The 22373-nt window shown below is 70.5% G+C and carries 21 protein-coding genes; 2 read left to right on the forward strand and 19 right to left on the reverse strand.

Translation table 11 applies throughout. The features are described from left to right. Nucleotides 1-93 precede the first annotated feature (93 nt). Nucleotides 94-897 (forward strand): S1 RNA-binding domain-containing protein, encoded by an 804-nt coding sequence (locus ACFY3C_RS09920; protein ID WP_390770424.1) that lies wholly within the window; start codon nt 94-96, stop codon nt 895-897. A gap of 66 nt (nt 898-963) precedes the next feature. Here the strand turns inward: ACFY3C_RS09920 and metK are convergent, their stop codons facing one another. The 13 genes from metK to pyrR all read right to left on the reverse strand — a co-directional run bounded on the left by metK (nt 964) and on the right by pyrR (nt 15293). After that, the gene (gene metK, locus ACFY3C_RS09925) at nt 964-2172 is read right to left on the reverse strand and encodes a methionine adenosyltransferase (RefSeq protein ID WP_386574890.1); all 1209 of its coding nucleotides are present in this window, start codon (nt 2170-2172) and stop codon (nt 964-966) included. Between the two features lie 273 nt (nt 2173-2445). Next, entirely contained in the window at nt 2446-3648 is a 1203-nt protein-coding gene (gene coaBC, locus ACFY3C_RS09930) for a bifunctional phosphopantothenoylcysteine decarboxylase/phosphopantothenate--cysteine ligase CoaBC (protein WP_390770425.1), read from the reverse strand. Between the two features lie 103 nt (nt 3649-3751). Beyond that, the gene (gene rpoZ / locus ACFY3C_RS09935) at nt 3752-4024 is read right to left on the reverse strand and encodes a DNA-directed RNA polymerase subunit omega (RefSeq protein WP_005319902.1); all 273 of its coding nucleotides are present in this window, start codon (nt 4022-4024) and stop codon (nt 3752-3754) included. A 75-nt stretch (nt 4025-4099) separates the two neighbouring features. Then, nucleotides 4100-4657 carry a guanylate kinase gene (gene gmk, locus ACFY3C_RS09940; RefSeq protein ID WP_386574888.1) on the reverse strand — a complete coding sequence of 186 codons (558 nt, stop codon included), beginning with the start codon at nt 4655-4657 and terminating at the stop codon, nt 4100-4102. Nucleotides 4658-4717: 60 nt separating this feature from the next. Continuing rightward, on the reverse strand, nt 4718-5041 hold the full coding sequence (locus ACFY3C_RS09945; RefSeq protein ID WP_003977346.1) for an integration host factor: 324 nt from the start codon (nt 5039-5041) through the stop codon (nt 4718-4720). 300 nt (nt 5042-5341) lie between these two features. Beyond that, complete coding sequence (gene pyrF / locus ACFY3C_RS09950) at nt 5342-6187, reverse strand: orotidine-5'-phosphate decarboxylase (RefSeq protein ID WP_386574886.1); 846 nt, start codon at nt 6185-6187, stop codon at nt 5342-5344. Next, nucleotides 6184-7290 (reverse strand): quinone-dependent dihydroorotate dehydrogenase, encoded by a 1107-nt coding sequence (locus ACFY3C_RS09955; RefSeq protein WP_386574885.1) that lies wholly within the window; start codon nt 7288-7290, stop codon nt 6184-6186. The genes pyrF and ACFY3C_RS09955 overlap by 4 nt, the downstream gene beginning before the upstream one ends. Before the next feature lie 51 nt (nt 7291-7341). Next, entirely contained in the window at nt 7342-10650 is a 3309-nt protein-coding gene (gene carB / locus ACFY3C_RS09960; protein ID WP_390770426.1) for a carbamoyl-phosphate synthase large subunit, read from the reverse strand. Further along, on the reverse strand, nt 10643-11785 hold the full coding sequence (carA, locus tag ACFY3C_RS09965) for a glutamine-hydrolyzing carbamoyl-phosphate synthase small subunit (protein ID WP_386574883.1): 1143 nt from the start codon (nt 11783-11785) through the stop codon (nt 10643-10645). Before carA ends, carB begins: the two co-directional genes overlap by 8 nt. After that, a complete protein-coding gene (locus ACFY3C_RS09970) occupies nt 11782-12342 on the reverse strand; it encodes a hypothetical protein (RefSeq protein WP_390770427.1) in 561 nt (186 codons plus the stop codon). Before ACFY3C_RS09970 ends, carA begins: the two co-directional genes overlap by 4 nt. Further along, nucleotides 12339-13625 carry a dihydroorotase gene (locus ACFY3C_RS09975; RefSeq protein ID WP_390770428.1) on the reverse strand — a complete coding sequence of 429 codons (1287 nt, stop codon included), beginning with the start codon at nt 13623-13625 and terminating at the stop codon, nt 12339-12341. The genes ACFY3C_RS09970 and ACFY3C_RS09975 overlap by 4 nt, the downstream gene beginning before the upstream one ends. A 5-nt stretch (nt 13626-13630) precedes the next feature. Beyond that, nucleotides 13631-14629 (reverse strand): aspartate carbamoyltransferase catalytic subunit, encoded by a 999-nt coding sequence (locus tag ACFY3C_RS09980; RefSeq protein WP_386574879.1) that lies wholly within the window; start codon nt 14627-14629, stop codon nt 13631-13633. A gap of 91 nt (nt 14630-14720) precedes the next feature. Further along, the gene (gene pyrR, locus ACFY3C_RS09985) at nt 14721-15293 is read right to left on the reverse strand and encodes a bifunctional pyr operon transcriptional regulator/uracil phosphoribosyltransferase PyrR (protein WP_390770429.1); all 573 of its coding nucleotides are present in this window, start codon (nt 15291-15293) and stop codon (nt 14721-14723) included. A 252-nt stretch (nt 15294-15545) separates the two neighbouring features. Here pyrR and bldD point away from each other — a divergent pair, with 252 nt between their 5' ends. Next, nucleotides 15546-16049 carry a transcriptional regulator BldD gene (bldD, locus tag ACFY3C_RS09990; RefSeq protein WP_014671524.1) on the forward strand — a complete coding sequence of 168 codons (504 nt, stop codon included), beginning with the start codon at nt 15546-15548 and terminating at the stop codon, nt 16047-16049. Nucleotides 16050-16194: 145 nt separating this feature from the next. Here the strand turns inward: bldD and nusB are convergent, their stop codons facing one another. The 6 genes from nusB to aroC form a co-directional block, all read right to left on the reverse strand. Next, nucleotides 16195-16629, reverse strand: a complete 435-nt coding sequence (gene nusB, locus ACFY3C_RS09995; protein ID WP_390770430.1) for a transcription antitermination factor NusB — start codon at nt 16627-16629, stop codon at nt 16195-16197. 2 nt (nt 16630-16631) lie between these two features. After that, nucleotides 16632-17198 (reverse strand): elongation factor P, encoded by a 567-nt coding sequence (gene efp, locus ACFY3C_RS10000; RefSeq protein WP_030048852.1) that lies wholly within the window; start codon nt 17196-17198, stop codon nt 16632-16634. Between the two features lie 56 nt (nt 17199-17254). Continuing rightward, nucleotides 17255-18361: an aminopeptidase P family protein gene (locus tag ACFY3C_RS10005; RefSeq protein WP_390770431.1), complete on the reverse strand. Its 1107-nt coding sequence runs from the start codon at nt 18359-18361 to the stop codon at nt 17255-17257. A gap of 107 nt (nt 18362-18468) precedes the next feature. Further along, the gene (locus tag ACFY3C_RS10010) at nt 18469-19332 is read right to left on the reverse strand and encodes a Pro-rich N-terminal domain-containing protein (protein WP_390770432.1); all 864 of its coding nucleotides are present in this window, start codon (nt 19330-19332) and stop codon (nt 18469-18471) included. A 181-nt stretch (nt 19333-19513) separates the two neighbouring features. Beyond that, a complete protein-coding gene (gene aroB / locus ACFY3C_RS10015; protein WP_390770615.1) occupies nt 19514-21127 on the reverse strand; it encodes a 3-dehydroquinate synthase in 1614 nt (537 codons plus the stop codon). A 32-nt stretch (nt 21128-21159) separates the two neighbouring features. Continuing rightward, a complete protein-coding gene (gene aroC / locus ACFY3C_RS10020; protein ID WP_389183114.1) occupies nt 21160-22344 on the reverse strand; it encodes a chorismate synthase in 1185 nt (394 codons plus the stop codon). Between the last annotated feature and the right edge of the window lie 29 nt (nt 22345-22373).

A 22373-nucleotide genomic window follows, 5' to 3' on the forward strand; every position in this document is an offset into this window, starting at 1 on the left:
GACAATTCCCGCCTGCCCCGCGACGCCTGGCACGCACGGCCCGCCCTCCGGGCGGACGACGGGAATTGTCAGACAGGTCCTAGGCTCGCGGCCATGACCGAACCCGCACCCGACCCGCTCGAACGACTCCGTGAACGCCTCGCGGCCTTCCCCGACGGGGAGGTCAGGACCGGCACCGTGGCCGGCTTCGGCGAGCGGGGTGACGTGCTCGTACAGCTCGACGGGGACGATCCGCAGACGCCGACCGGAAGCATCCCTCGGCACCTCCTCTCGTGGGCCTCGTTCGAGGACCCCGGGGAGGTGGTGTCGGTCGGGCAGCGGATCACGGCCGAAGTGTTCGGCGTCAACGAGCAGAGCGGCCATGTCACGCTCTCCGCCAAGGCGTGCGAGGACGAGGCCCTGTACGGGTATCTGCGCAGCAAGCAGCGCGGAGACGTCGTCACGGGCACGGTGGCCGCTGTGCTCAACTTCGGGGTCTTCGTCCGGCTGGACGGGGAGCCCGCGCACCCCGCCTACCCGGGGACGGGCTTCGTCCGCATCCCCGAACTGACGTGGTCGCGCATCGACCACCCGGAGGAGGTGGTCCGGCCCGGACAGCGGGTCTCCGGCGAGGTGATCGGCATCGACACGTACCAGGGGGAAGTCGTCGTCTCGCTCAAGGCCCTTCAGGAAGACCCCTGGGACGCACTCACCGCGGGCACGGGGGACGTCGTGACAGGACCGGTCACCAAGGTGATCTCCTTCGGCGTCTTCGTCCGGGTCGGCGAGGCCGCAGAGGGTCTGGTCCATGAGTCGGACCTGGACGGACGGGCCGTGCACGAGGGGCAGGAGCTGACGGTCAGGATCGTGGAGATCGACCGGGTCCTGCGCCGGATCCGGCTGGCGCCCGCCGACTGACGGCGCACACGCCGAGGCCCGGCCCCCCGAAGGGAGACCGGGCCTCGGTGAGAGAGCTGTGCGGGCTCAGAGCCCAGCGGCCTTGCGCAGGGCGTCCACGCGGTCCGTGCGCTCCCAGGTGAAGTCGGGCAGCTCGCGGCCGAAGTGGCCGTACGCCGCGGTCTGGGAGTAGATCGGGCGGAGCAGGTCGAGGTCGCGGATGATGGCGGCCGGACGGAGGTCGAAGACCTCGTCGATCGCCTTCTCGATCTTCTCGGCCTCGATCTTGGCGGTGCCGAAGGTCTCCACGAACAGACCGACCGGCTCGGCCTTGCCGATCGCGTAGGCGACCTGGACCTCGCAGCGGGAGGCCAGGCCCGCCGCCACCACGTTCTTCGCGACCCAGCGCATCGCGTAGGCGGCCGAGCGGTCCACCTTGGACGGGTCCTTGCCGGAGAAGGCGCCGCCACCGTGGCGGGCCATGCCGCCGTAGGTGTCGATGATGATCTTGCGGCCGGTCAGGCCGGCGTCGCCCATCGGACCGCCGATCTCGAAGCGGCCGGTCGGGTTGACCAGCAGCCGGTAGCCCTCGGTGTCCAGCTTGATGCCGTCGTCCAGGAGCGCCTTCAGCTCCGGCTCGACGACGAACTCGCGGATGTCGGGGGCCAGCAGCGACTCCAGGTCGATGTCCGACGCGTGCTGCGAGGAGACGACCACGGTGTCGAGGCGGACGGCCTTGTCGCCGTCGTACTCGATGGTGACCTGCGTCTTGCCGTCCGGACGCAGGTAGGGGATGGTGCCGTTCTTGCGGACCTCGGACAGGCGCTTGGACAGACGGTGCGCCAGGAAGATCGGCAGCGGCATCAGGGTCGGCGTCTCGTCGGAGGCGTAACCGAACATCAGGCCCTGGTCGCCCGCACCCTGCCGGTCCAGCTCGTCCTCGTCGCCCTCGACCCGGTTCTCATAGGCGGTGTCCACGCCCTGCGCGATGTCCGGGGACTGCGCGCCGATCGACACCGACACACCGCAGGAAGCGCCGTCGAAGCCCTTCTTCGAGGAGTCGTAGCCGATCTCGAGGATCTTGTTGCGGACCAGGGTCGCGATGTCCGCGTAGGCCTTGGTCGTGACCTCGCCGGCCACGTGCACCAGGCCGGTGGTGATCAGGGTCTCGACCGCGACCCGGGAGGTCGGGTCCTCGCGCAGAAGCGCGTCGAGAATGGTGTCGCTGATCTGGTCAGCGATCTTGTCGGGGTGACCCTCGGTCACGGACTCCGAGGTGAACAGGCGACGGGACACAACGCTCCCTGGGGTTGCAGCGGCTGCTGGCTGATCATTGGCGGACCACGCGGGAGCTGCGCCCGGCGTCGTCCGACAACAGTTTATCGGTCGCACTCGGCCACCGGCCCACGTGTCTCGCCTCTCGGGAGCGCTGTGACCTGCGGCACGGGCATTCTGCACAATGCCGAGCGGGCTTGGCCAGGGCCGCCACGCGACATTGTCGTGGGGAATGTCATGCGGTGAGAAGACGCCGATCGGCTGAATCAGATGGCTCCGCACGGCGGAACGCGATCATCCGAGACGAGCGGCCACGAGGTCCCAGACGATGTCCGCGAGCGCTTCCTTCGGACCGTGCGGCACGGGGGTCTCGCTGCCGTCGGCGCCCAGTACAAGGGCCTCGTTCTCCTCCGAACCAAACGTCTTGCGCTCCCCCACCTCGTTGACGACGAGGAGGTCGCATCCCTTGCGGGCGAGCTTGGTGCGGCCGTTGGCGAGGACGTCGTCCGTCTCCGCCGCGAAGCCGACGACGACCTGTCCGGGGCGGGCGCGGTCGGCCGAAACCTCGGCGAGAATGTCCGGATTTCGCAGCAGGACGATCGGGTCGGGGTCCTGGCCGTCCTTCTTCTTGATCTTTCCGGCGGCGTAGGCCGCGGGGCGGAAGTCGGCGACGGCCGCGGCCATCACCACGGCGTCGGCGTCCGCGGCGGCCTTGAGGACCGCTTCACGCATCTGCACGGCGGTGCCCACCGGGACGACGTCGACGCCGGCCGGGTCGGGCAGGCCGGTGTTGGCCGCTATCAGGGTCACCCGGGCGCCGCGCGCCGCGGCCGTGCGGGCGAGGGCGTAGCCCTGCTTGCCGGAGGAGCGGTTGCCGAGGAAGCGAACCGGGTCGAGCGGCTCGCGGGTGCCACCGGCCGAGACGACGACGTGGCGGCCCGCGAGGTCGGGCTCGGTGACGCCACGGGCCAGCACCCGCCGACAGACCTCGAAGATCTCCGCCGGGTCGGGCAGCCGCCCCTTGCCGGTGTCGACGCCGGTGAGGCGGCCGACCGCGGGCTCGATCACGACGGCGCCGCGGCGGCGCAGCGTGGCCACGTTCTCCTCGGTGGCGGGGTGCTCCCACATCTCGGTGTGCATCGCGGGCGCGAAGACGACCGGACAGCGGGCGGTGAGGAGGGTGTTGGTCAGCAGGTCGTCGGCGAGGCCGTGGGCGGCCTTGGCGAGCATGTCGGCCGTGGCGGGTGCGACGACCACCAGGTCGGCGTGCTGGCCGATGCGGACGTGCGGGACCTCGTCGACGTCGTCCCAGACCTCGGTGGAGACCGGGTTGCCGGACAGCGCGGACCAGGTGGCGGCCCCGACGAAGTGCAGCGCGGAGTCGGTGGGCACCACGCGCACGTCGTGACCCGATTCCGTGAACCTTCTCAGCAGCTCACAGGCCTTGTACGCGGCGATGCCACCGCTGACCCCCAGTACGACCTTCGGCTTGTCCACCGTCGTCTCTCCCCGGCTCGGAACCCTACGAGACCATCAGACACCACAGGCCCGGCAGGAGCACTGCCGGGCCTGTGGATAAGTCAACTGCGATCTGAAAGTACTACTGAGCCGGGCCCTCGATGGCCTCGGAGGTCAGCAGACCCGCGTTGATCTCACGCAGGGCGATCGAGAGCGGCTTCTCGTGGACGTGGGTGTCGACGAGCGGACCGACGTACTCGAGGAGACCCTCACCGAGCTGCGAGTAGTACGCGTTGATCTGGCGGGCACGCTTGGCCGCGTAGATCACGAGGCTGTACTTCGAGTCGGTGGCCTCGAGAAGCTCGTCGATCGGCGGGTTGATGATGCCCTCGGGCGCGGTGATGGAAGAGGACACGCTCTACCTTCCGATGGATGGGAAAGATTCAGTCGGTGTGACCGGCCGACACCTGCTGGTGGACGGCAGTCACGATCACACAACGTCCATCAAGGCTAGCAGCTCGGTGGCCACGTCCTCGACGGAGGTGTTGACCAAGGTCACGTCGAACTCCGGCTCGGCCGCCAGCTCGGTCCTGGCCGCCTCCAAGCGGCGCTCGATGACCTCGGGCGACTCGGTCCCCCGGCCGGTGAGCCTGCGCACCAGCTCCTCCCAGGAGGGCGGAGCCAGGAACACCAGCTGGGCGTCGGCCATCGACTCACGGACCTGCCGGGCGCCCTGGAGGTCGATCTCCAGCAGCACGGGCTCGCCGTTCTCCAGCCGCTCCAGCACGGCCGCGCGGGGCGTGCCGTAGCGGTTGCCGGCGAACTCGGCCCACTCCAGCAGCTCGCCGTTGGCGATCAGCTTGTCCATCTCCTCGTCGGTGACGAAGAAGTAGTGGACTCCGTGCCGCTCGCCGGGGCGCGGCTTGCGGGTGGTGGCCGACACCGAGAGCCAGACCTCCGGGTGTTCCTTGCGCATATGGGCGACGACCGTGCTCTTGCCGACCCCCGAAGGGCCGGAGAGCACGGTCAGCCGCGGACGTTCACTCATGCAGCGATTATTCCAGCAATCCCGGGGTGCCCGGGACGCCCGGTCCGGCCGGAGCCGGACTCAGGAACCGGTGCTGCCGAACTCACGCTCCAGGGACGCGATCTGGTTCGAACCGAGACCGCGCACACGGCGGCTCTCGGAGATGCCCAGACGCTCCATGATCTGCTTGGCGCGGACCTTGCCCACGCCCGGCAGGGACTCGAGCAGGGCGGAGACCTTCATCTTGCCGATGACGTCGTTCTCCTGGCCCTGCTTGATGACCTCGTGAAGGGAGGCGCCGGAGTGCTTGAGTCGATTCTTGACCTCGGCCCGCTCCCGGCGAGCCGCGGCGGCCTTTTCGAGCGCGGCTGCGCGCTGTTCAGGGGTAAGGGGCGGAAGAGCCACGCCTACGTCACCTCGGATGTCGAACTGTCGGATACGGACCGGTGAGGAACCTAGTCGCCCCACACCTGGGGAGCTACGAGCAACACGCTGCCCGTTCTCCCCCACTGCCTTAAACGGCGTGGGAGGTGCCCCCACTGCTCGGAGACTAGCGGGCAAGTCCGCCAGAGTCAGCGAGAACAGCGGAAAAGTACTGGTCAGCCGCCGTCAGGCCGGACATTTCAGACATACTGCCCTCGATTTGAGGATGTATTCACACTCAAGTCGCCCTGGTGCCGTCGGCGGGAGCGCCCGGCGGAGATCTCAGTCGGCGCTGACAGCGGCCCTGATCTCCTCCGCGAAGCGCTCCGTGGCCGAGCGCAGTGCCCCGACGTCGGGACCGTGCCGCAGCACACCCCGGCTGACGTTCGGGACGACGTTGCGCACCGCCGACCCGAAGACCCTGGGAAGGTCGGCCGCCGTCGCGCCCTGAGCGCCGACACCGGGCGCGAGGAGCGGACCGTTGATGTCGAGGTCGTAGGAGGACAGGTCGCCCACCGTGGCGCCGACGACCGCCCCGAAGGAGCCCAGCGGCTCCTCGCCCGCGTTCTCGGCGGCGAGGTGGGCCAGCATGGTCGCGCCCACGGTGCGCCCGTCGGCGCGGACCGCGTGCTGGACCTCCGGTCCCTCCGGGTTCGAGGTGAGGGCCAGGACGAACAGTCCGGCGCCGGTCTCCCTGGCCAGCGCGACGGCCGGGCTGAGGGAGCCGTAGCCGAGGTAGGGCGAGACGGTCAGGGCGTCGGAGAACAGCGGGGCGTCCTTGTGCAGGAAGGCCTCGGCGTACCCGGCCATGGTGGAGCCGATGTCGCCGCGCTTGGCGTCCATCACGACCAGGGTGCCGGCCGCGCGGGCCTCCTGGACCGCCTTCTCCAGGACGGCGACGCCGCGCGAGCCGAACCGCTCGAAGAAGGCGCTCTGCGGCTTCATGACGGCGACCCGGTCGGCCACCGCCTCGACGACCGTGCGGCTGAACCGCTCCAGACCGGCCACGTCGTCGTTCAGGCCCCACTCGGCGAGCAGGGAGGCGTGCGGGTCGATGCCGACGCAGAGCGGGCCGCGCTCGTCCATCGCGCGGCGCAGCCGGGCACCGAAGGGCTCGAACAAGGTCATGCGGGCTTCCTCACGTCGGCGCCGACCGCGTCGGCGAGGGTGGCGTACGGGCTGGTGTGCAGGCGCGCGGCGAGGCCCTTGTGGATGGCACGGGACCAGAAGGGGCCCTCGTAGATGAAGGCGCTGTACCCCTGGACCAGCGTGGCACCGGCCAGGATGCGCTGCCAGGCGTCCTCGGCGGTCTCGATGCCGCCGACGCCCACCAGGGTGATCCGGTCGCCCACGCGCGCGTACAGACGGCGCAGGACCTCCAGGGAGCGTGCCTTCAGGGGCGCGCCGGAGAGTCCGCCGGTCTCCTTCACCAGCGAGGGTACGGATTTCAAACCGAGGCCCTCGCGCGCGATGGTGGTGTTGGTGGCGATGATGCCGTCCAGGCCCAGTTCCACGGCGAGGTCGGCGACCGCGTCGATGTCCTCGTCGGCGAGGTCCGGGGCGATCTTCACCAGGAGCGGAACGCGCCGGCCCGCGACCGTACGGTCGGCGGCCTCGCGTACGGCGGTGAGCAGCGGGCGCAGCGCCTCGGTGGCCTGGAGGTTGCGCAGGCCCGGCGTGTTCGGCGAGGAGACGTTCACGACGAGGTAGTCGGCGTACGGCGCGAGGCGCTCGGCCGACTTCACGTAGTCGCCGACGGCCTCCGCCTCCGGGACGACCTTGGTCTTGCCGATGTTGACGCCGACGACGGTCCTGAAGACGGGCTCGCGCGTGGCCAGACGGGCCGCGACGGCGAGCGAGCCGTCGTTGTTGAAGCCCATCCGGTTGATCAGCGCCCGGTCCGCGACGAGCCGGAACAGCCGCTTCTTGGGGTTGCCGGGCTGCGCCTCGCCGGTGACCGTGCCGATCTCGACGTGGTCGAAGCCAAGCATCGACATGCCGTCGATGGCCACGGCGTTCTTGTCGAAGCCGGCGGCGAGCCCGAAGGGGCCGTGCATGCGCAGCCCGAAGGCCTCGGTGCGCAGCTCCTTGTGGCGGGGCGCGAGGGCGGCCGCGACGAAGGTGCGCAGCACGGGGATGCGGACCGCGAGGCGGATCCAGCGGAAGGCCAGGTAGTGGGCCTTCTCGGGGTCCATGTGCTTGAAGACGAGACTGAAAAAGATCTTGTACATGGTGTCCTCACGAAGAGGGGGACACCGTTTTCGGTGTCCCCCTCAGGGCTGCTAGTCGCGGGCCGCGGTCAGGTGTTCCGCGTGTTCCTGGAGCGAACGGACGCCCACGTCACCGTGGTTGAGGGCGTCGATGCCCTGCACGGCCGCCGCGAGCGCCTGGACGGTCGTCAGGCACGGCACGGAGCGGGCCACCGCGGCCGTACGGATGTCGTAGCCGTCGAGGCGGCCGCCGGTGCCGTACGGGGTGTTGACGATGAGGTCGACCTCGCCGTCGTGGATGAGCTGGACCACGGTCCGCTCGCCGTTCGGGCCGGTGCCCTCGGACTGCTTGCGCACGATCGTGGCGTTGATGCCGTTGCGCTTGAGGACCTCGGCCGTGCCGGAGGTGGCGAGCAGCTCGAAGCCGTGCGCGACCAGCTCACGGGCCGGGAAGATCATCGAGCGCTTGTCGCGGTTGGCGACCGAGATGAACGCGCGGCCCTTGGTGGGCAGCGGGCCGTAGGCGCCCGCCTGCGACTTGGCGTACGCCGTGCCGAAGACGGAGTCGATGCCCATGACCTCGCCGGTGGAGCGCATCTCCGGGCCGAGGACGGTGTCGACGCCGCGGCCCTGGATGTCGCGGAAGCGCGACCACGGCATGACGGCTTCCTTGACGGAGATCGGCGCGTCCAGCGGCAGTTCGCCGCCGTCGCCGGTCTGCGGCAGCAGACCCTCGGCGCGCAGCTCGGCGATGCTCGTGCCCAGCGAGATCCGGGCGGCGGCCTTCGCGAGCGGCACCGCGGTCGCCTTCGAGGTGAAGGGGACCGTACGGGAGGCGCGCGGGTTGGCCTCCAGGACGTACAGGATGTCGCCCGCCATCGCGAACTGGATGTTGATCAGGCCGCGCACCCCGACGCCGCGCGCGATGGCCTCGGTGGAGGCGCGCAGGCGCTTGATGTCGAAGCCGCCGAGGGTGATCGGGGGCAGGGCGCACGCCGAGTCGCCGGAGTGGATACCGGCCTCCTCGATGTGCTCCATGACGCCGCCGAGGTACAGCTCCTCGCCGTCGTACAGCGCGTCGACGTCGATCTCGATGGCGTCGTCCAGGAAGCGGTCGACGAGGACCGGCCGGGAGGGGCTGATCTCGGTCGACTCGGCGATGTAGGAGGCGAGGCGGGTCTCGTCGTAGACGATCTCCATGCCGCGCCCGCCGAGGACGTAGGAGGGCCGGACGAGGACCGGGTAGCCGATCTCGTCGGCGATGGCCTTGGCGCCGGCGAAGGTGGTGGCCGTGCCGTGCTTGGGAGCGGGCAGGCCGGCCTCGGCGAGGACCCGGCCGAAGGCGCCGCGGTCCTCGGCGGCGTGGATCGCCTCGGGCGGGGTGCCCACGATCGGCACGCCGTTGTCCTTCAGGGCCTGCGCGAGACCCAGCGGGGTCTGGCCGCCCAGCTGGACGATGACGCCCGCGATCGGGCCGGCGAGGGACTCCGCGTGGACGATCTCCAGCACGTCTTCCAGCGTCAGCGGCTCGAAGTACAGGCGGTCGGAGGTGTCGTAGTCCGTGGAGACGGTCTCCGGGTTGCAGTTGACCATCACGGTCTCGTACCCGGCGTCGGACAGCGCGAAGGAGGCGTGGACGCAGGAGTAGTCGAACTCGATGCCCTGGCCGATGCGGTTCGGGCCGGAGCCCAGGATGATCACCGCGGGCTTCTCGCGGGGCGCGACCTCGCTCTCCTCGTCGTAGGAGGAGTAGAAGTACGGCGTCTTCGCGGCGAACTCGGCGGCGCAGGTGTCGACCGTCTTGTAGACCGGGCGGATGCCGAGGGCGTGCCGGACCTCGCGGACGACGTCCTCGCGCAGGCCGCGGATCTCACCGATCTGCTGGTCGGAGAAGCCGTGCCGCTTGGCCTCGGCGAGCAGCTCACGGGTCAGCTCGGGCGCCGCGTCCAGCTCGTCCGCGACCTCCTTGATCAGGAAGAGCTGGTCCACGAACCACGGGTCGATCTTCGTGTACTCGAAGATCTCCTCGGGCGTGGCGCCCGCGCGGATGGCCTGCATGACCGTGTTGATCCGGCCGTCGGTGGGGCGCACGGCCTCACGCAGCAGCGCTTCCTTGTCGCCGGGCTCACCGACGAAGGTGAACTGGCTGCCCTTCTTCTCCAGGGAGCGCAGCGCCTTCTGGAAGGCCTCGGTGAAGTTGCGGCCGATGGCCATGGCCTCGCCGACCGACTTCATGGTCGTGGTCAGCGTGGAGTCGGCCTGCGGGAACTTCTCGAAGGCGAACCGCGGGGCCTTGACGACCACGTAGTCGAGCGTGGGCTCGAAGGAGGCCGGGGTCTCCTGGGTGATGTCGTTCGGGATCTCGTCCAGGGTGTAGCCCACGGCGAGCTTGGCGGCGATCTTGGCGATCGGGAAGCCGGTCGCCTTGGAGGCGAGCGCCGAGGACCGCGAGACGCGCGGGTTCATCTCGATGACGATCACGCGACCGTCCTCGGGGTTCACCGCGAACTGGATGTTGCAGCCACCGGTGTCGACGCCGACCTCGCGGATGACGGCGATGCCGATGTCGCGCAGGATCTGGTACTCGCGGTCGGTCAGCGTCATCGCGGGCGCGACGGTGATCGAGTCACCGGTGTGCACGCCCATCGGGTCGAAGTTCTCGATGGAGCAGACGACCACGACGTTGTCGTGCTTGTCGCGCATCAGCTCCAGCTCGTACTCCTTCCAGCCGAGGATGGACTCCTCCAGGAGCACCTCGGTGGTCGGCGAGAGCGTGAGGCCCTGACCGGCGATGCGGCGCAGCTCCTCCTCGTCGTGCGCGAAGCCGGAGCCGGCGCCGCCCATGGTGAAGGAGGGGCGGACGACGACGGGGTAGCCGCCGAGCGTGTCGACGCCCGCGAGCACCTCGTCCATGGTGTGGCAGATGACCGAGCGGGCGGACTCACCGTGGCCGATCTTGGCGTTGACGGCCTCGACGACGCCCTTGAAGAGGTCGCGGTCCTCGCCCTTGTGGATCGCCTCGGGCTTGGCGCCGATCAGCTCGACGCCGTACTTCTCCAGGACACCGTTCTCGTGCAGCGAGATGGCGGTGTTCAGGGCCGTCTGGCCGCCCAGGGTGGGCAGCAGGGCGTCGGGGCGCTCCTTGGCGATGATCTTCTCGACGAACTCGGGGGTGATCGGCTCGACGTAGGTGGCGTCGGCGATCTCCGGGTCGGTCATGATCGTCGCCGGGTTGGAGTTGACGAGGACCACGCGCAGGCCCTCGGCCCTGAGCACGCGGCACGCCTGGGTGCCGGAGTAGTCGAACTCGGCGGCCTGGCCGATGACGATCGGGCCGGAGCCGATGACCAGGACGGACTGGATATCGGTGCGCTTAGGCACGCTGGCCCTCCATCAGGGATACGAAGCGGTCGAACAGGTAGGCGGCGTCGTGCGGGCCCGCTGCCGCTTCGGGGTGGTACTGGACGGAGAAGGCCGGCTGGTCGAGCAGCTGCAGCCCCTCCACGACGTTGTCGTTCAGGCAGACGTGCGAGACCTCGGCGCGGCCGAACTTCGTGTCGCTGACCTTGTCGAGCGGCGCGTCGACGGCGAAGCCGTGGTTGTGCGCGGTGACCTCGACCTTGCCGGTCGTACGGTCCTGGACCGGCTGGTTGATGCCCCGGTGGCCGTACTTCAGCTTGTAGGTGCCGAAGCCGAGGGCGCGGCCGAGGATCTGGTTGCCGAAGCAGATGCCGAACAGGGGCGTCCTGCGCTCCAGGACGGCGGACATGAGGGCCACCGGGCCGTCGGCCGTGGCCGGGTCGCCGGGGCCGTTGGAGAAGAAGACGCCGTCCGGGTCGACGGCGTAGACGTCGTCCACGGAGGCCGTCGCCGGGAGCACGTGCACCTCGATGCCGCGCTCGGCCATGCGGTGCGGGGTCATGCCCTTGATGCCGAGGTCGATGGCGGCGACGGTGAAGCGCTTCTCGCCGATCGCGGGGACGACGTACGCCTGCTCGGTCGCGACCTCCTCGTACAGGCTCGCGCCCTTCATGTGCGGCTGGGCCTGCACGCGCTCGAGCAGCTCGGCCTCGGGGGCGATCGCCTCGCCGGAGAAGATGCCGGCGCGCATCGAGCCGCGCTCGCGCAGGTGGCGGGTGAGGGCGCGGGTGTCGATCCCGGAGATGCCGACCACGCCCTGCGCGACCAGCTCGTCGTCCAGGGAGCGCTTGGCCCGCCAGTTGGACGGAACGCGCGCGGGGTCGCGCACGACGTAGCCGGAGACCCAGATGCGGCTCGACTCGTCGTCCTCGTCGTTCCAGCCGGTGTTGCCGATCTGCGGGGCGGTCGCGACGACGATCTGGCGGTCGTACGACGGGTCGGTGAGAGTCTCCTGGTAGCCGGTCATACCGGTGGAGAACACGGCCTCGCCGAAGGTCTCCCCCACGGCCCCGTAGGCACGGCCGCGGAAGGTGCGGCCGTCCTCCAGGACGAGTACGGCGGGAACCTTGGCGGCTCCCCTGGTGGAGGTCGTCATCGTGCGCCTTCCGTGTCGTTGGTCATCTGGTTGAGGGTGTCGACCCACTCGGCGTGCTCGGCCGCGTGGTCGGAGCGGAAGCCGGAGTCGATCAGCTTGTCCCCGAGGGCCCAGGTCACCACCAGCAGGCCGCCCTCGGTGAGGACCTTGCCGGCGATGCCCTTGTCGAGCCGGGCCCCGCGCAGCGCGGCGGTGGGGACGAAGAAGTCGCTCGCCCCGGGGCGTACGACCTCCAGGCCCGCGTCCGTGAGGTTCAGCTCGGCCCGGCTGCGGGTGCCGAGGCCGTGGGCCACGATTCGGTCCAGCCACTGCCCGGCCGTGGTCGAGCCGTGGTAGCGGCCGCTCATCGTCAGTCTGGCCTCGCCGGGCTCCTGCGGCGCGCTGGGCAGCTCGGGCAGGTCGCCCTGGAGCGTGCCGCGCCACTTCCAGCCCTCGCGCATCAGCCAGTAGATGAGCGCGACGAAGAGGACGAGGCCGATCAGCCAGCCGATGCGGGCGGGCCAGTCGGTGACCTCGGCCGACTTCTGCGCCTCGGCCAGCAGGATTACAGGTGTCACGTGAGCTTCCCGTCGACGAGCGTGGCCTTGCCCCGCAGCCACGTGTGGGTGACACGGCCCGGCAGCTCGCGTCCCTCGTACGGGGTGTTGCGGCTGCGGGAGGCGAAGCCCGCGGGGTCCACCGAGCCACGGTATTCCGTGTCGACGAGGGTGAGGTTGGCGGGCTCACCAGCCGAGACGGGACGGCCGTGACCGGTGGCCTGTCCGATCTGCGCCGGCTTGGCGGACATGCGGTCGGCGACGCCGGCCCAGTCCAGCAACCCGGTCTCGACCATGGTCTCCTGAACCACTGACAACGCGGTCTCCAGACCGACCATGCCCATGGCGGCCGCGGCCCACTCGCAGTCCTTGTCCTCGTGCGGGTGCGGGGCGTGGTCGGTGGCGACGATGTCGATCGTGCCGTCGGCGAGCGCCTCGCGCAGGGCGAGCACGTCCCGCTCGGTGCGCAGCGGCGGGTTGACCTTGTAGACGGGGTTGTACGTGCGCACCAGCTCGTCGGTGAGGAGCAGGTGGTGCGGGGTCACCTCGGCGGTGACCTGGATGCCGCGGGACTTGGCCCAGCGGACGATCTCCACCGAGCCCGCGGTCGAGAGGTGGCAGATGTGCACCCGGGAGCCCACGTGCTCGGCGAGCAGCACGTCCCGGGCGATGATCGACTCCTCGGCGACGGCCGGCCAGCCGCCCAGGCCCAGCTCGGCCGAGACGATGCCCTCGTTCATCTGGGCGCCCTCGGTGAGCCGCGGCTCCTGCGCGTGCTGCGCGACGACACCGCCGAAGGCCTTCACGTACTCCAGCGCCCGGCGCATGATCACGGCGTCGTCCACGCACTTGCCGTCGTCGGAGAAGACGGTGACCCCGGCGGCCGACTCGTGCATCGCGCCCAGCTCGGCGAGCTTGCGGCCCTCCAGGCCGACGGTGACGGCGCCGATGGGCTGGACGTCGCAGTAGCCGTGCTCCTGACCGAGCCGGTAGACCTGCTCGACCACACCGGCGGTGTCGGCGACCGGGAAGGTGTTGGCCATGGCGAACACGGCGGTGTAGCCGCCGGAGGCGGCCGCGCGCGTGCCGGTCAGCACGGTCTCGGAGTCCTCGCGGCCCGGCTCGCGCAGGTGGGTGTGCAGGTCGACCAGGCCCGGCAGCAGCACCTTGCCTGCGGCCTCGACGACCTCAGCACCTTCGCCGCTGAGCCCGGCGCCCACCTCGGCGATCGTCTCGCCGTCGATCAGCACGTCCTGCGGCTCGCCGCCCAGCACCTTCGCACCACGGATAAGGATCTTGCTCATGGGTCTTACTTCTCCTCGTTGGTGCGGGTGGGGGTGACGGCGGGCACGTTTTTTGAATCAAACACAGCTCCACCGAGCAGCAGGTACAGGACGGCCATCCGGATGGAGACGCCGTTCGCGACCTGCTCGACCACGGTGCAGCGCTCGGAGTCGGCGACCTCGGCGGTGATCTCCATGCCGCGGACCATCGGGCCGGGGTGCATCACGATGGCGTGCTCGGGCATCTTCGCCATGCGCTCGCCGTCGAGGCCGTAGCGCCGCGAGTACTCGCGCTCGGTCGGGAAGAAGGCGGCGTTCATGCGCTCCCGCTGGACCCGGAGCATCATCACCGCGTCGGACTTCGGCAGGGTGCTGTCGAGGTCGTACGACACCTCGCAGGGCCAGGTCTCGACGCCGACCGGCACCAGGGTGGGCGGCGCGACGAGGGTGACCTCGGCGCCGAGGGTGTGCAGCAGGTCGACGTTGGAGCGGGCGACCCGGCTGTGCAGGACGTCGCCGACGATGGTGATCCGCTTGCCGGCCAGGTCCTGGCCGAGGCCGGCGTCCCGGCCGACCAGGCGGCGGCGCATGGTGAAGGCGTCCAGCAGGGCCTGCGTGGGGTGCTGGTGGGTGCCGTCGCCGGCGTTGATGACGGCGGCGTCGATCCAGCCCGAGGTGGCCAGGCGGTAGGGGGCTCCGGAGGCGCCGTGCCGGATGACGACGGCGTCGACGCCCATCGCCTCCAGGGTCTGCGCGGTGTCCTTCAGGGACTCGCCCTTGGACACGCTGGAGCCCTTGGCGGAGAAGTTGATGACGTCCGCGGACAGCCGCTTCTCGGCGGCCTCGAAGGAGATCCGGGTCCGGGTGGAGTCCTCGAAGAAGAGGTTGACGATGGTGCGGCCGCGCAGGGTCGGCAGCTTCTTGATCGGCCGGTCGGCGACCCGGGCCATCTCCTCGGCGGTGTCGAGGATCAGGACGGCGTCGTCGCGGGTGAGGTCGGCGGCCGAGATGAGATGACGCTGCATCTGTCAGGCTCCGTAAGGCAGTTAATCGGGAGGATTAGGGCAAACCGGTTCGCGTGTCGGCACGCCGAAGCGGCCGTGCGCGCCTGACTTGCTACTGGTCGGCCGACTTCACACCGAGCAGCACGGTGTCGCGACCGTCCTCCTCGGCGAGCTGGACCTTGACCGTCTCCCGCAGCGACGTGGGGAGGTTCTTGCCGACATAGTCGGCGCGGATGGGCAGTTCGCGGTGGCCGCGGTCGACCAGGACCGCGAGCTGGACCGCGCGGGGGCGCCCGATGTCGTTCAGGGCGTCGAGGGCGGCACGGATGGTGCGCCCGGAGAAGAGCACGTCGTCGACGAGGACGACCAGACGGCCGTCGATGCCGTCACCGGGGATCTCGGTGCGGGCCAGCGCACGCGGCGGGTGCATGCGCAGGTCGTCGCGGTACATGGTGATGTCGAGCGAGCCGACGGGGACCTTGCGGTCGGTGATCTGCTCCAGCTTGGCGGCGAGCCGCTGGGCGAGGAAGACGCCCCGGGTCGGAATGCCGAGGAGCACCACGTCGTCGGCGCCCTTGGCGCGCTCGACGATCTCGTGGGCGATACGGGTCAGCACCCGTGCGATGTCGGGACCTTCGAGTACGGGCCGCGCATCGGATGCATGCAGGTTCGCGTGCGAGTCCATAAGAAACGGACCTCCTTCTCCGCCTCACGGGACGGACCTTAAAGGACGTCGGATTTGCGCCATCCACGGTAGCAGGTCCCGAGCGGGCGTCGATCACCCACCTGGCGCAATCGGCCGCCACTACCACGGAAGCGTCGGTGTGGACCATTCGGCTTGACGCATGAGAGTCACGCTGCGTAACCTCACAGTGAGTTACCAGCCGCGCGGCGGGAAACCCAGCCGACCGCGTCGACACAGTGTCCGGGGAGCTATATGTCCAGCGAATACGCCAAACAGCTCGGGGCCAAGCTCCGGGCCATCCGCACCCAGCAGGGCCTTTCCCTCCACGGTGTCGAGGAGAAGTCCCAGGGGCGCTGGAAGGCCGTGGTGGTCGGTTCATATGAGCGCGGTGACCGCGCCGTGACCGTGCAGCGTCTCGCCGAGTTGGCCGATTTCTATGGCGTCCCCGTGCAGGAGCTCCTGCCGGGCACCACGCCGGGCGGCGCCGCCGAGCCGCCGCCGAAGCTGGTCCTTGACCTGGAGCGGCTTGCCACGGTGCCGGCCGAGAAGGCGGGCCCCCTGCAGCGCTACGCGGCGACCATCCAGTCCCAGCGCGGCGACTACAACGGCAAGGTGCTCTCGATCCGCCAGGACGACCTGCGCACCCTCGCCGTCATCTACGACCAGTCCCCCTCGGTCCTGACCGAGCAGCTGATCAGCTGGGGTGTCCTGGACGCGGACGCGCGCCGCGCGGTGGCCACCCACGAAGAGGCCTGAGCGCCTGCGACAGCTGAGCAGAAACGTGCCGCCGGGGTGGCCTGAGCCGTACGGTTCGGGGCACCCCGGCGGTGTTTTCGTGGATGTACGCCGAAGGGCCCGCAGCATGCGTTCGCTGCGGGCCCTTCGGCGTTTGTCGTACCGCTTACGCCTCGTCCCGGCGCAGTGACGGCTTCAGCTCCTTGAGCCGGCCGAGCAGGCCGTTCACGAACGAGGGCGACTCGTCCGTGGAGAACTCCTTGGCGAGCTGCACCATCTCGTCCAGGACGACGGCGTCCGGGGTCTCGTCCACCCAGATCAGCTCGTAGGCACCCAGGCGCAGGATGTTCCGGTCGACGACCGGCATCCGATCGAGCGTCCAGCCCACCGCGTACTGGGAGATCAGCTCGTCGATGCGCCTCGCGTGCTCCGCGTAGCCCTCGACCAGCTGCATCGTGTACTCGCTCACCGGCGGCTGCCGGGTGTCGGACCGGGACAGCCGGATCCAGTCCGCGAGGACCGTCAGGACGTCGGCGTCGCGCTGGTCGCCCTCGAAGAGGATCTGGAAGGCGCGCTTGCGGGCCGTGTTGCGGGCAGCCACGGTTAGCTGTTCACCCGGCCGAGGTAGTCGCTCGTACGGGTGTCGACCTTGATCTTCTCACCGGTGGTGATGAAGAGCGGGACCTGGATCTGGTGGCCGGTCTCCAGGGTGGCGGGCTTGGTGCCACCGGTGGAGCGGTCACCCTGGACGCCCGGCTCGGTCTCCTGGATGACGAGCTCCACGGCGGCCGGAAGCTCGACGAAGAGCACCTCGCCCTCGTGCTGCGCGACGGTGGCGGTGAAGCCCTCGATGAGGAAGTTGGCGGCGTCGCCGACGGCCTTGCGGTCGACCATCAGCTGGTCGTAGGTCTCCATGTCCATGAAGACGAAGTAGTCGCCGTCCATGTACGAGAACTGCATGTCGCGCTTGTCGACAGTGGCCGTCTCGACCTTGACGCCGGCGTTGAAGGTCTTGTCGACGACCTTGCCGGAGAGCACGTTCTTGAGCTTGGTGCGCACGAAGGCCGGGCCCTTGCCGGGCTTGACGTGCTGGAACTCGACGACGGACCAGAGCTGGCCGCCTTCGAGCTTGAGCACCATGCCGTTCTTGAGGTCGTTCGTGGAAGCCACGGTTGCGGAATCTCCTGGACTGACGTACGACCCCGGGGCACGCGCACAGCGCGAGGCTAGAGCGCGAGCAGCTCCTTGGTCGTGATGGTGAGTAGCTCGGGTCCGCCGTCCGCCTCAGGGCGTACGACGAGCGTGTCATCGATCCGGACGCCGCCCCGGCCCGGGAGGTGGACCCCCGGTTCGACGGTGACCGGCACGCAAGCGTCCAGTTTACCCATGGCCGCAGGGGCCAGCTGCGGGTCCTCGTCGATTTCGAGTCCGACGCCGTGTCCCGTCAGCGGTGGTAGAGCCTCAGCATAGCCCGCGGAGCCCAGCACCTGGCGTGCCGCACGGTCGACGTCGCGGTAGGCGGCGCCCGGTGCCAGGGACTCGCGTCCGGCCCGCTGGGCTGCGAAAACCAGGTCGTACAGCTCGATCTGCCAGTCGGCGGGCGAGGTGCCGATGACGAAGGTACGGCCGATCTCGCAGCGGTAGCCGCGGTAGGTGGCGCCCAGACAGACGGAGAGGAAGTCGCCCTCCTCCACGCGGCGGTCGGTGGGCCGGTGGCCGCGGCGGCCGGAGTTCGGGCCGGTGGCCACCGAGGTCGCGAACGCGGGCCCGTCGGCGCCGTGGTCGACCAGGCGCCGCTCCAGCTCCAGCGCCAGGTGCCGTTCCGTGCGGCCGACCAGGATGGACTCCAGCAGCTCGCCGAGGGCCTGGTCGGCGATCTCGGCGCCGATGCGGAGGCAGGAGATCTCCTCCTCGTCCTTGACGACCCTGAGCTGCTCCACGGCTCCGCCGAGGTCGGCGAGGCGCAGCTCGGGGGCGACGGAGGTGAGGGCCCGGTGGCGGGCGACGGTGAGGTGGTGTTCCTCCACCGCGAGGGATTCGGCCCCCTGTGCTGCGGCTAGGCCGGCTGCCGTGACCGCGCAGTCGCCGCCCGGCGAGGGCAGGACTTGCACGGTCAGGGCCTCGTCGGGACGGCCCTCGGTCGGCCGGTCGTCCAGCGGGCCGGCGCAGACCAGCAGGTCCTCGCTCTTGCCCAGCAGCAGCACGGAGCCCTGCGGGGCTGCACCGGCGAGATAGCGCACGTTGGCAGGGCGCGAGATGAGCGCTGCTGCGGTGCCGGCCGCGTTGCAGCGGTCCCTGAGCTGGGCTCGGCGGGTCGCGTACACCTCTGACATGAGATGAGCGTATGAGTTTTGACAGGGTTGTGCTGGTTTGTGAGGGCCGAGTGGGGTCGGTGGGGGGTGGTGCGGTTGTCTGCCGGGTGCGGGTGGGTGGGGGTTGCCTACCAGCTCGGCGGGCTTGCTATTGCCCTCGCCAGGACGTCGTCCAGTACTTGGGCCGTGCCGGGGACGTCCAGCTGGGAGTTGTCGATGATCGGCAGGCCCGAGCCGTACCAGCCGGCCATCCGGCCGTGGATGCGGGCCACCTCCTCGTCGGTGAGGCGGCGGTTGCCGGTGCGTTCGGCGTTGCGTTCCAGGACGATGTCGAGGCCCGGGAGGAGGACGACCGGGAGCAGGCCGGGGCCGACATGCCGTTTCCAGCCACCGAGGCCCACGACGGGGCGGTCCGGGAAGACGGCGTCGTCGAGGATGCAGGAGATGCCGTTGGCCAGGAAGTTCCGGGCGGCGAAGCCGCAGGTGCGGCGGGCCAGGCGGTACTGGGCCTCGGAGTTGTCGTTCCACCCGGACTGCGGGTTCGCGTAGCCCGCGCGGACCCATTCGCGTACGTCGTCCAGGCTGATGTGGGCGGTGGGCACCCGGCGGTGGTCCGCCCAGTACTTGGCCACGCTCGTCTTGCCCGCGCCCGCGGGGCCGATCAGCAGGACCGCCAGGGTGGTGGTCGTCGGGTCCGGGACGGCGGCCGCGGCCAGAGGCGCGGTGGGCACACCGACCGGGCCGCCGGGCGGCAGCGGTACGTGACCGGTCGTGTCGGGCGGCAGGACGGGGGCGTGCTGCGGAGGCGCGGGCGGCATGGGGGCGGACGGGGGGACGGATCCCGGTCCGGCTCCGGGGTAGCCGGGTGGCGGAGGGGGCACGGGTGCGGGACCCTGTGGGACTCCCGGGTGGTGTGCGGCCGACGCCCAGCCGGCGTGCGGTCCCTGCCCCGGCTGGTGGGGCGGCAGCGGAGACCCCACTGCGTGCTGCATCCGTTGCCACTCCGTCTCGTACACACATTTGGCGCTGGCAGGCGGGTACGGAGCCCGCTCCCTACCGAACGGTACCGCCCCCGGCCGTCGTTTGGTGAAACGACCGGGGGCGGTCCGAAGTGCCCGGCCCGGAAAGGGAATCGGGCGGAAGGGAACAGCAGAGGACTTACTGGACCGCTTCCTACTGGCCCACTTCTCCGTAGGCGGCGAGGAGGACGGCCGGGTCCGGGCCCTCCATGACGGTGGGCTTCGCCAGCCCGTCCAGGACGATGAAGCGCAGCAGGTCACCGCGGGACTTCTTGTCGACCTTCATCGCCTCCAGCAGCTTGGGCCACTGGTCGTAGCGGTAGTGCAGCGGCAGGCCGACCGACTCGAGGACGGTGCGGTGGCGGTCCGCCGTCGCGTCGTCCAACCGGCCCGCCAGACGGCCCAGTTCGGCGGCGAAGTGCATGCCGACCGCGACCGCCGCGCCGTGCCGCCACTTGTACCGCTCGTTCTTCTCGATCGCGTGGCCGAGCGTGTGGCCGTAGTTCAGGATCTCCCGGAGCCCGGACTCCTTCAGGTCCGAGGAGACGACGTCCGCCTTGACCCGGATCGAGCGCTCGATCAGCTCGGCCGTGTGCGGGCCGGCCGGCGTGCGGGCGGCCTCGGGGTCGGCCTCGATGAGGTCGAGGATCACCGGGTCGGCGATGAAGCCGGCCTTGATGATCTCCGCGAGCCCGGAGACGTAGTCGTTGACCGGCAGGGAGTCCAGCGCGGCCAGGTCGCACAGGACACCGGCCGGCGGGTGGAACGCGCCGACCAGGTTCTTGCCCTCGGCGGTGTTGATGCCGGTCTTGCCGCCGACCGCCGCGTCCACCATGGCCAGCACGGTGGTCGGGACGGCGATCCAGCGCACCCCGCGCAGCCAGGTGGCGGCCACGAACCCGGCGAGGTCCGTGGTGGCGCCGCCGCCGACGCCGACGATGACGTCGGTGCGGGTGAAGCCGGACTGGCCCAGCGCCTTCCAGCAGTAGGCGGCGACCTCGGCGGTCTTGGCCTCCTCCGCGTTGGGCACCTGGATGGCGACGGCCTCGTAGCCCTGCCCGGCCAGGTCGGCACGGAGTGCGTCGCCGGTCTCGGCGAGCGCCTCGGGGTGGATCACCGCAACGCGCTTGGCCTTCGGACCGATCAACCCGGCCAGCTCGCCCAGGAGTTGCCGGCCGACCAGCACCTCGTACGCCTCGGTGCCCGCGCTGCCGGCGACCTGGATTCTCGTAACTTCGCTTGCCATCACGTCCTCCGGCCGGGGGTCTAGGGGTTGTCCCCCGGGAAATGCAGTCTTCAACTCCAGTGCGTCCAGCGCTGCTTGGGTGACCTCTTCGGGGGTGCGGCCGTCGGTCGGCACGACGGCGGTGGCGACCTCCTCGTACAGGTGACGGCGGGCCTCCATCAGCTCGCGCCACTGCTTGCGCGGGTTGACCGCGAGCAGCGGGCGGGCCACGTTCAGGCCGGTGCGCTTGACCGCCTCCTCCACGTCCATGGAGAGGTAGACCACCCGGTGCCCGGCGAGCAGCGCTCGGGTGTCCGCGTCGAGGATCGCCCCGCCGCCGAGCGCGAGGACGCCCTGGTGCTCGGCGAGCGCGGTGTGCACCGTGCGCTTCTCTATCGCGCGGAAGACCGGCTCGCCGTCGTCCACGAAGATCTCGGCGATGGTCCGGCCCTCGGCGGCGACGATGTCGTCGTCGGTGTCCCGGTAGACGACCCCGAGCCGCTCGGCCAGCAGCTGCCCGACGGTGGACTTGCCCACGCCCATCGGGCCGACCAGTACGACCGCAGGCACGGCGGTCACCGGATGGCGAGGTTGTCGAGGTACGACTGCACGTTCCGCCGCGTCTCGGGGACGGAGTCGCCGCCGAACTTCTCCGCGACGGCGTCGGCCAGGACGAGCGCCACCATGGCCTCGGCGACGATGCCGGCGGCCGGGACCGCGCACACGTCGGAGCGCTGGTGGTGGGCCTGGGCGGCCTCGCCGGTGGAGACGTCGACGGTCTGCAGGGCCCGGGGCACGGTCGCGATCGGCTTCATCGCGGCGCGCACGCGCAGCAGCTCGCCGGTGCTCAGGCCGCCCTCGGTGCCGCCGGAGCGCCCGCTGGACCGCTTGATGCCCTCGGGGGTGCTGAGGATCTCGTCGTGCGCCTTGGAGCCGGGCACCCGGGCCAGCTCGAAGCCGTCGCCGACCTCGACGCCCTTGATCGCCTGGATGCCCATGAGGGCGGCGGCGAGCCGGGCGTCCAGCCGGCGGTCCCAGTGCACGTGCGAACCCAGGCCGACCGGGACGCCGTAGGCGAGCACCTCGACCACACCGCCGAGCGTGTCGCCGTCCTTGTGGGCCTGGTCGATCTCCGCGACCATCGCCTTCGACGCGTCGGCGTCCAGGCAGCGCACCGGGTCGGCGTCCAGCTTCTCGACGTCGGCCGGGGTCGGGTAGACGCCGTACGGGGCCTTGGCGGCGGCCAGCTCGACGACGTGCGAGACGATCTCGATGCCGGCAGTCTCCTTCAGGTAGGAGCGGGCGACGGCGCCGAGCGCCACGCGCGCGGCGGTCTCGCGGGCGGAGGCGCGCTCCAGGATCGGACGGGCCTCGTCGAAGCCGTACTTCTGCATGCCGGCGAGGTCGGCGTGGCCGGGCCGGGGGCGGGTCAGCGGCGCGTTGCGGGCGAGGCCGTCGAGGATCTCGGGGTCGACCGGGTCGGCCGCCATGACCTGCTCCCACTTGGGCCACTCGGTGTTGCCCACCATGACCGCGATCGGGGAGCCGAGGGTGAGGCCGTGCCGGACGCCACCCAGGAAGGTGACCTCGTCGCGCTCGAACTTCATCCGCGCACCGCGGCCATAGCCGAGCCGCCGCCGCGCCAGGTGGTCCGCCACCATCTCCGTGGTGATCGGCACGCCGGCGGGAAGCCCCTCCAGCGTCGCGACAAGTGCGGGACCGTGGGACTCCCCCGCGGTCAGCCAACGCAGCCTGCTCAACGGTGCTCCTCAGTGTTCGCGCCCGGTAC

The organism is Streptomyces sp. NPDC001410 (assembly GCF_042895235.1).
GTDB lineage: Bacteria > Actinomycetota > Actinomycetes > Streptomycetales > Streptomycetaceae > Streptomyces.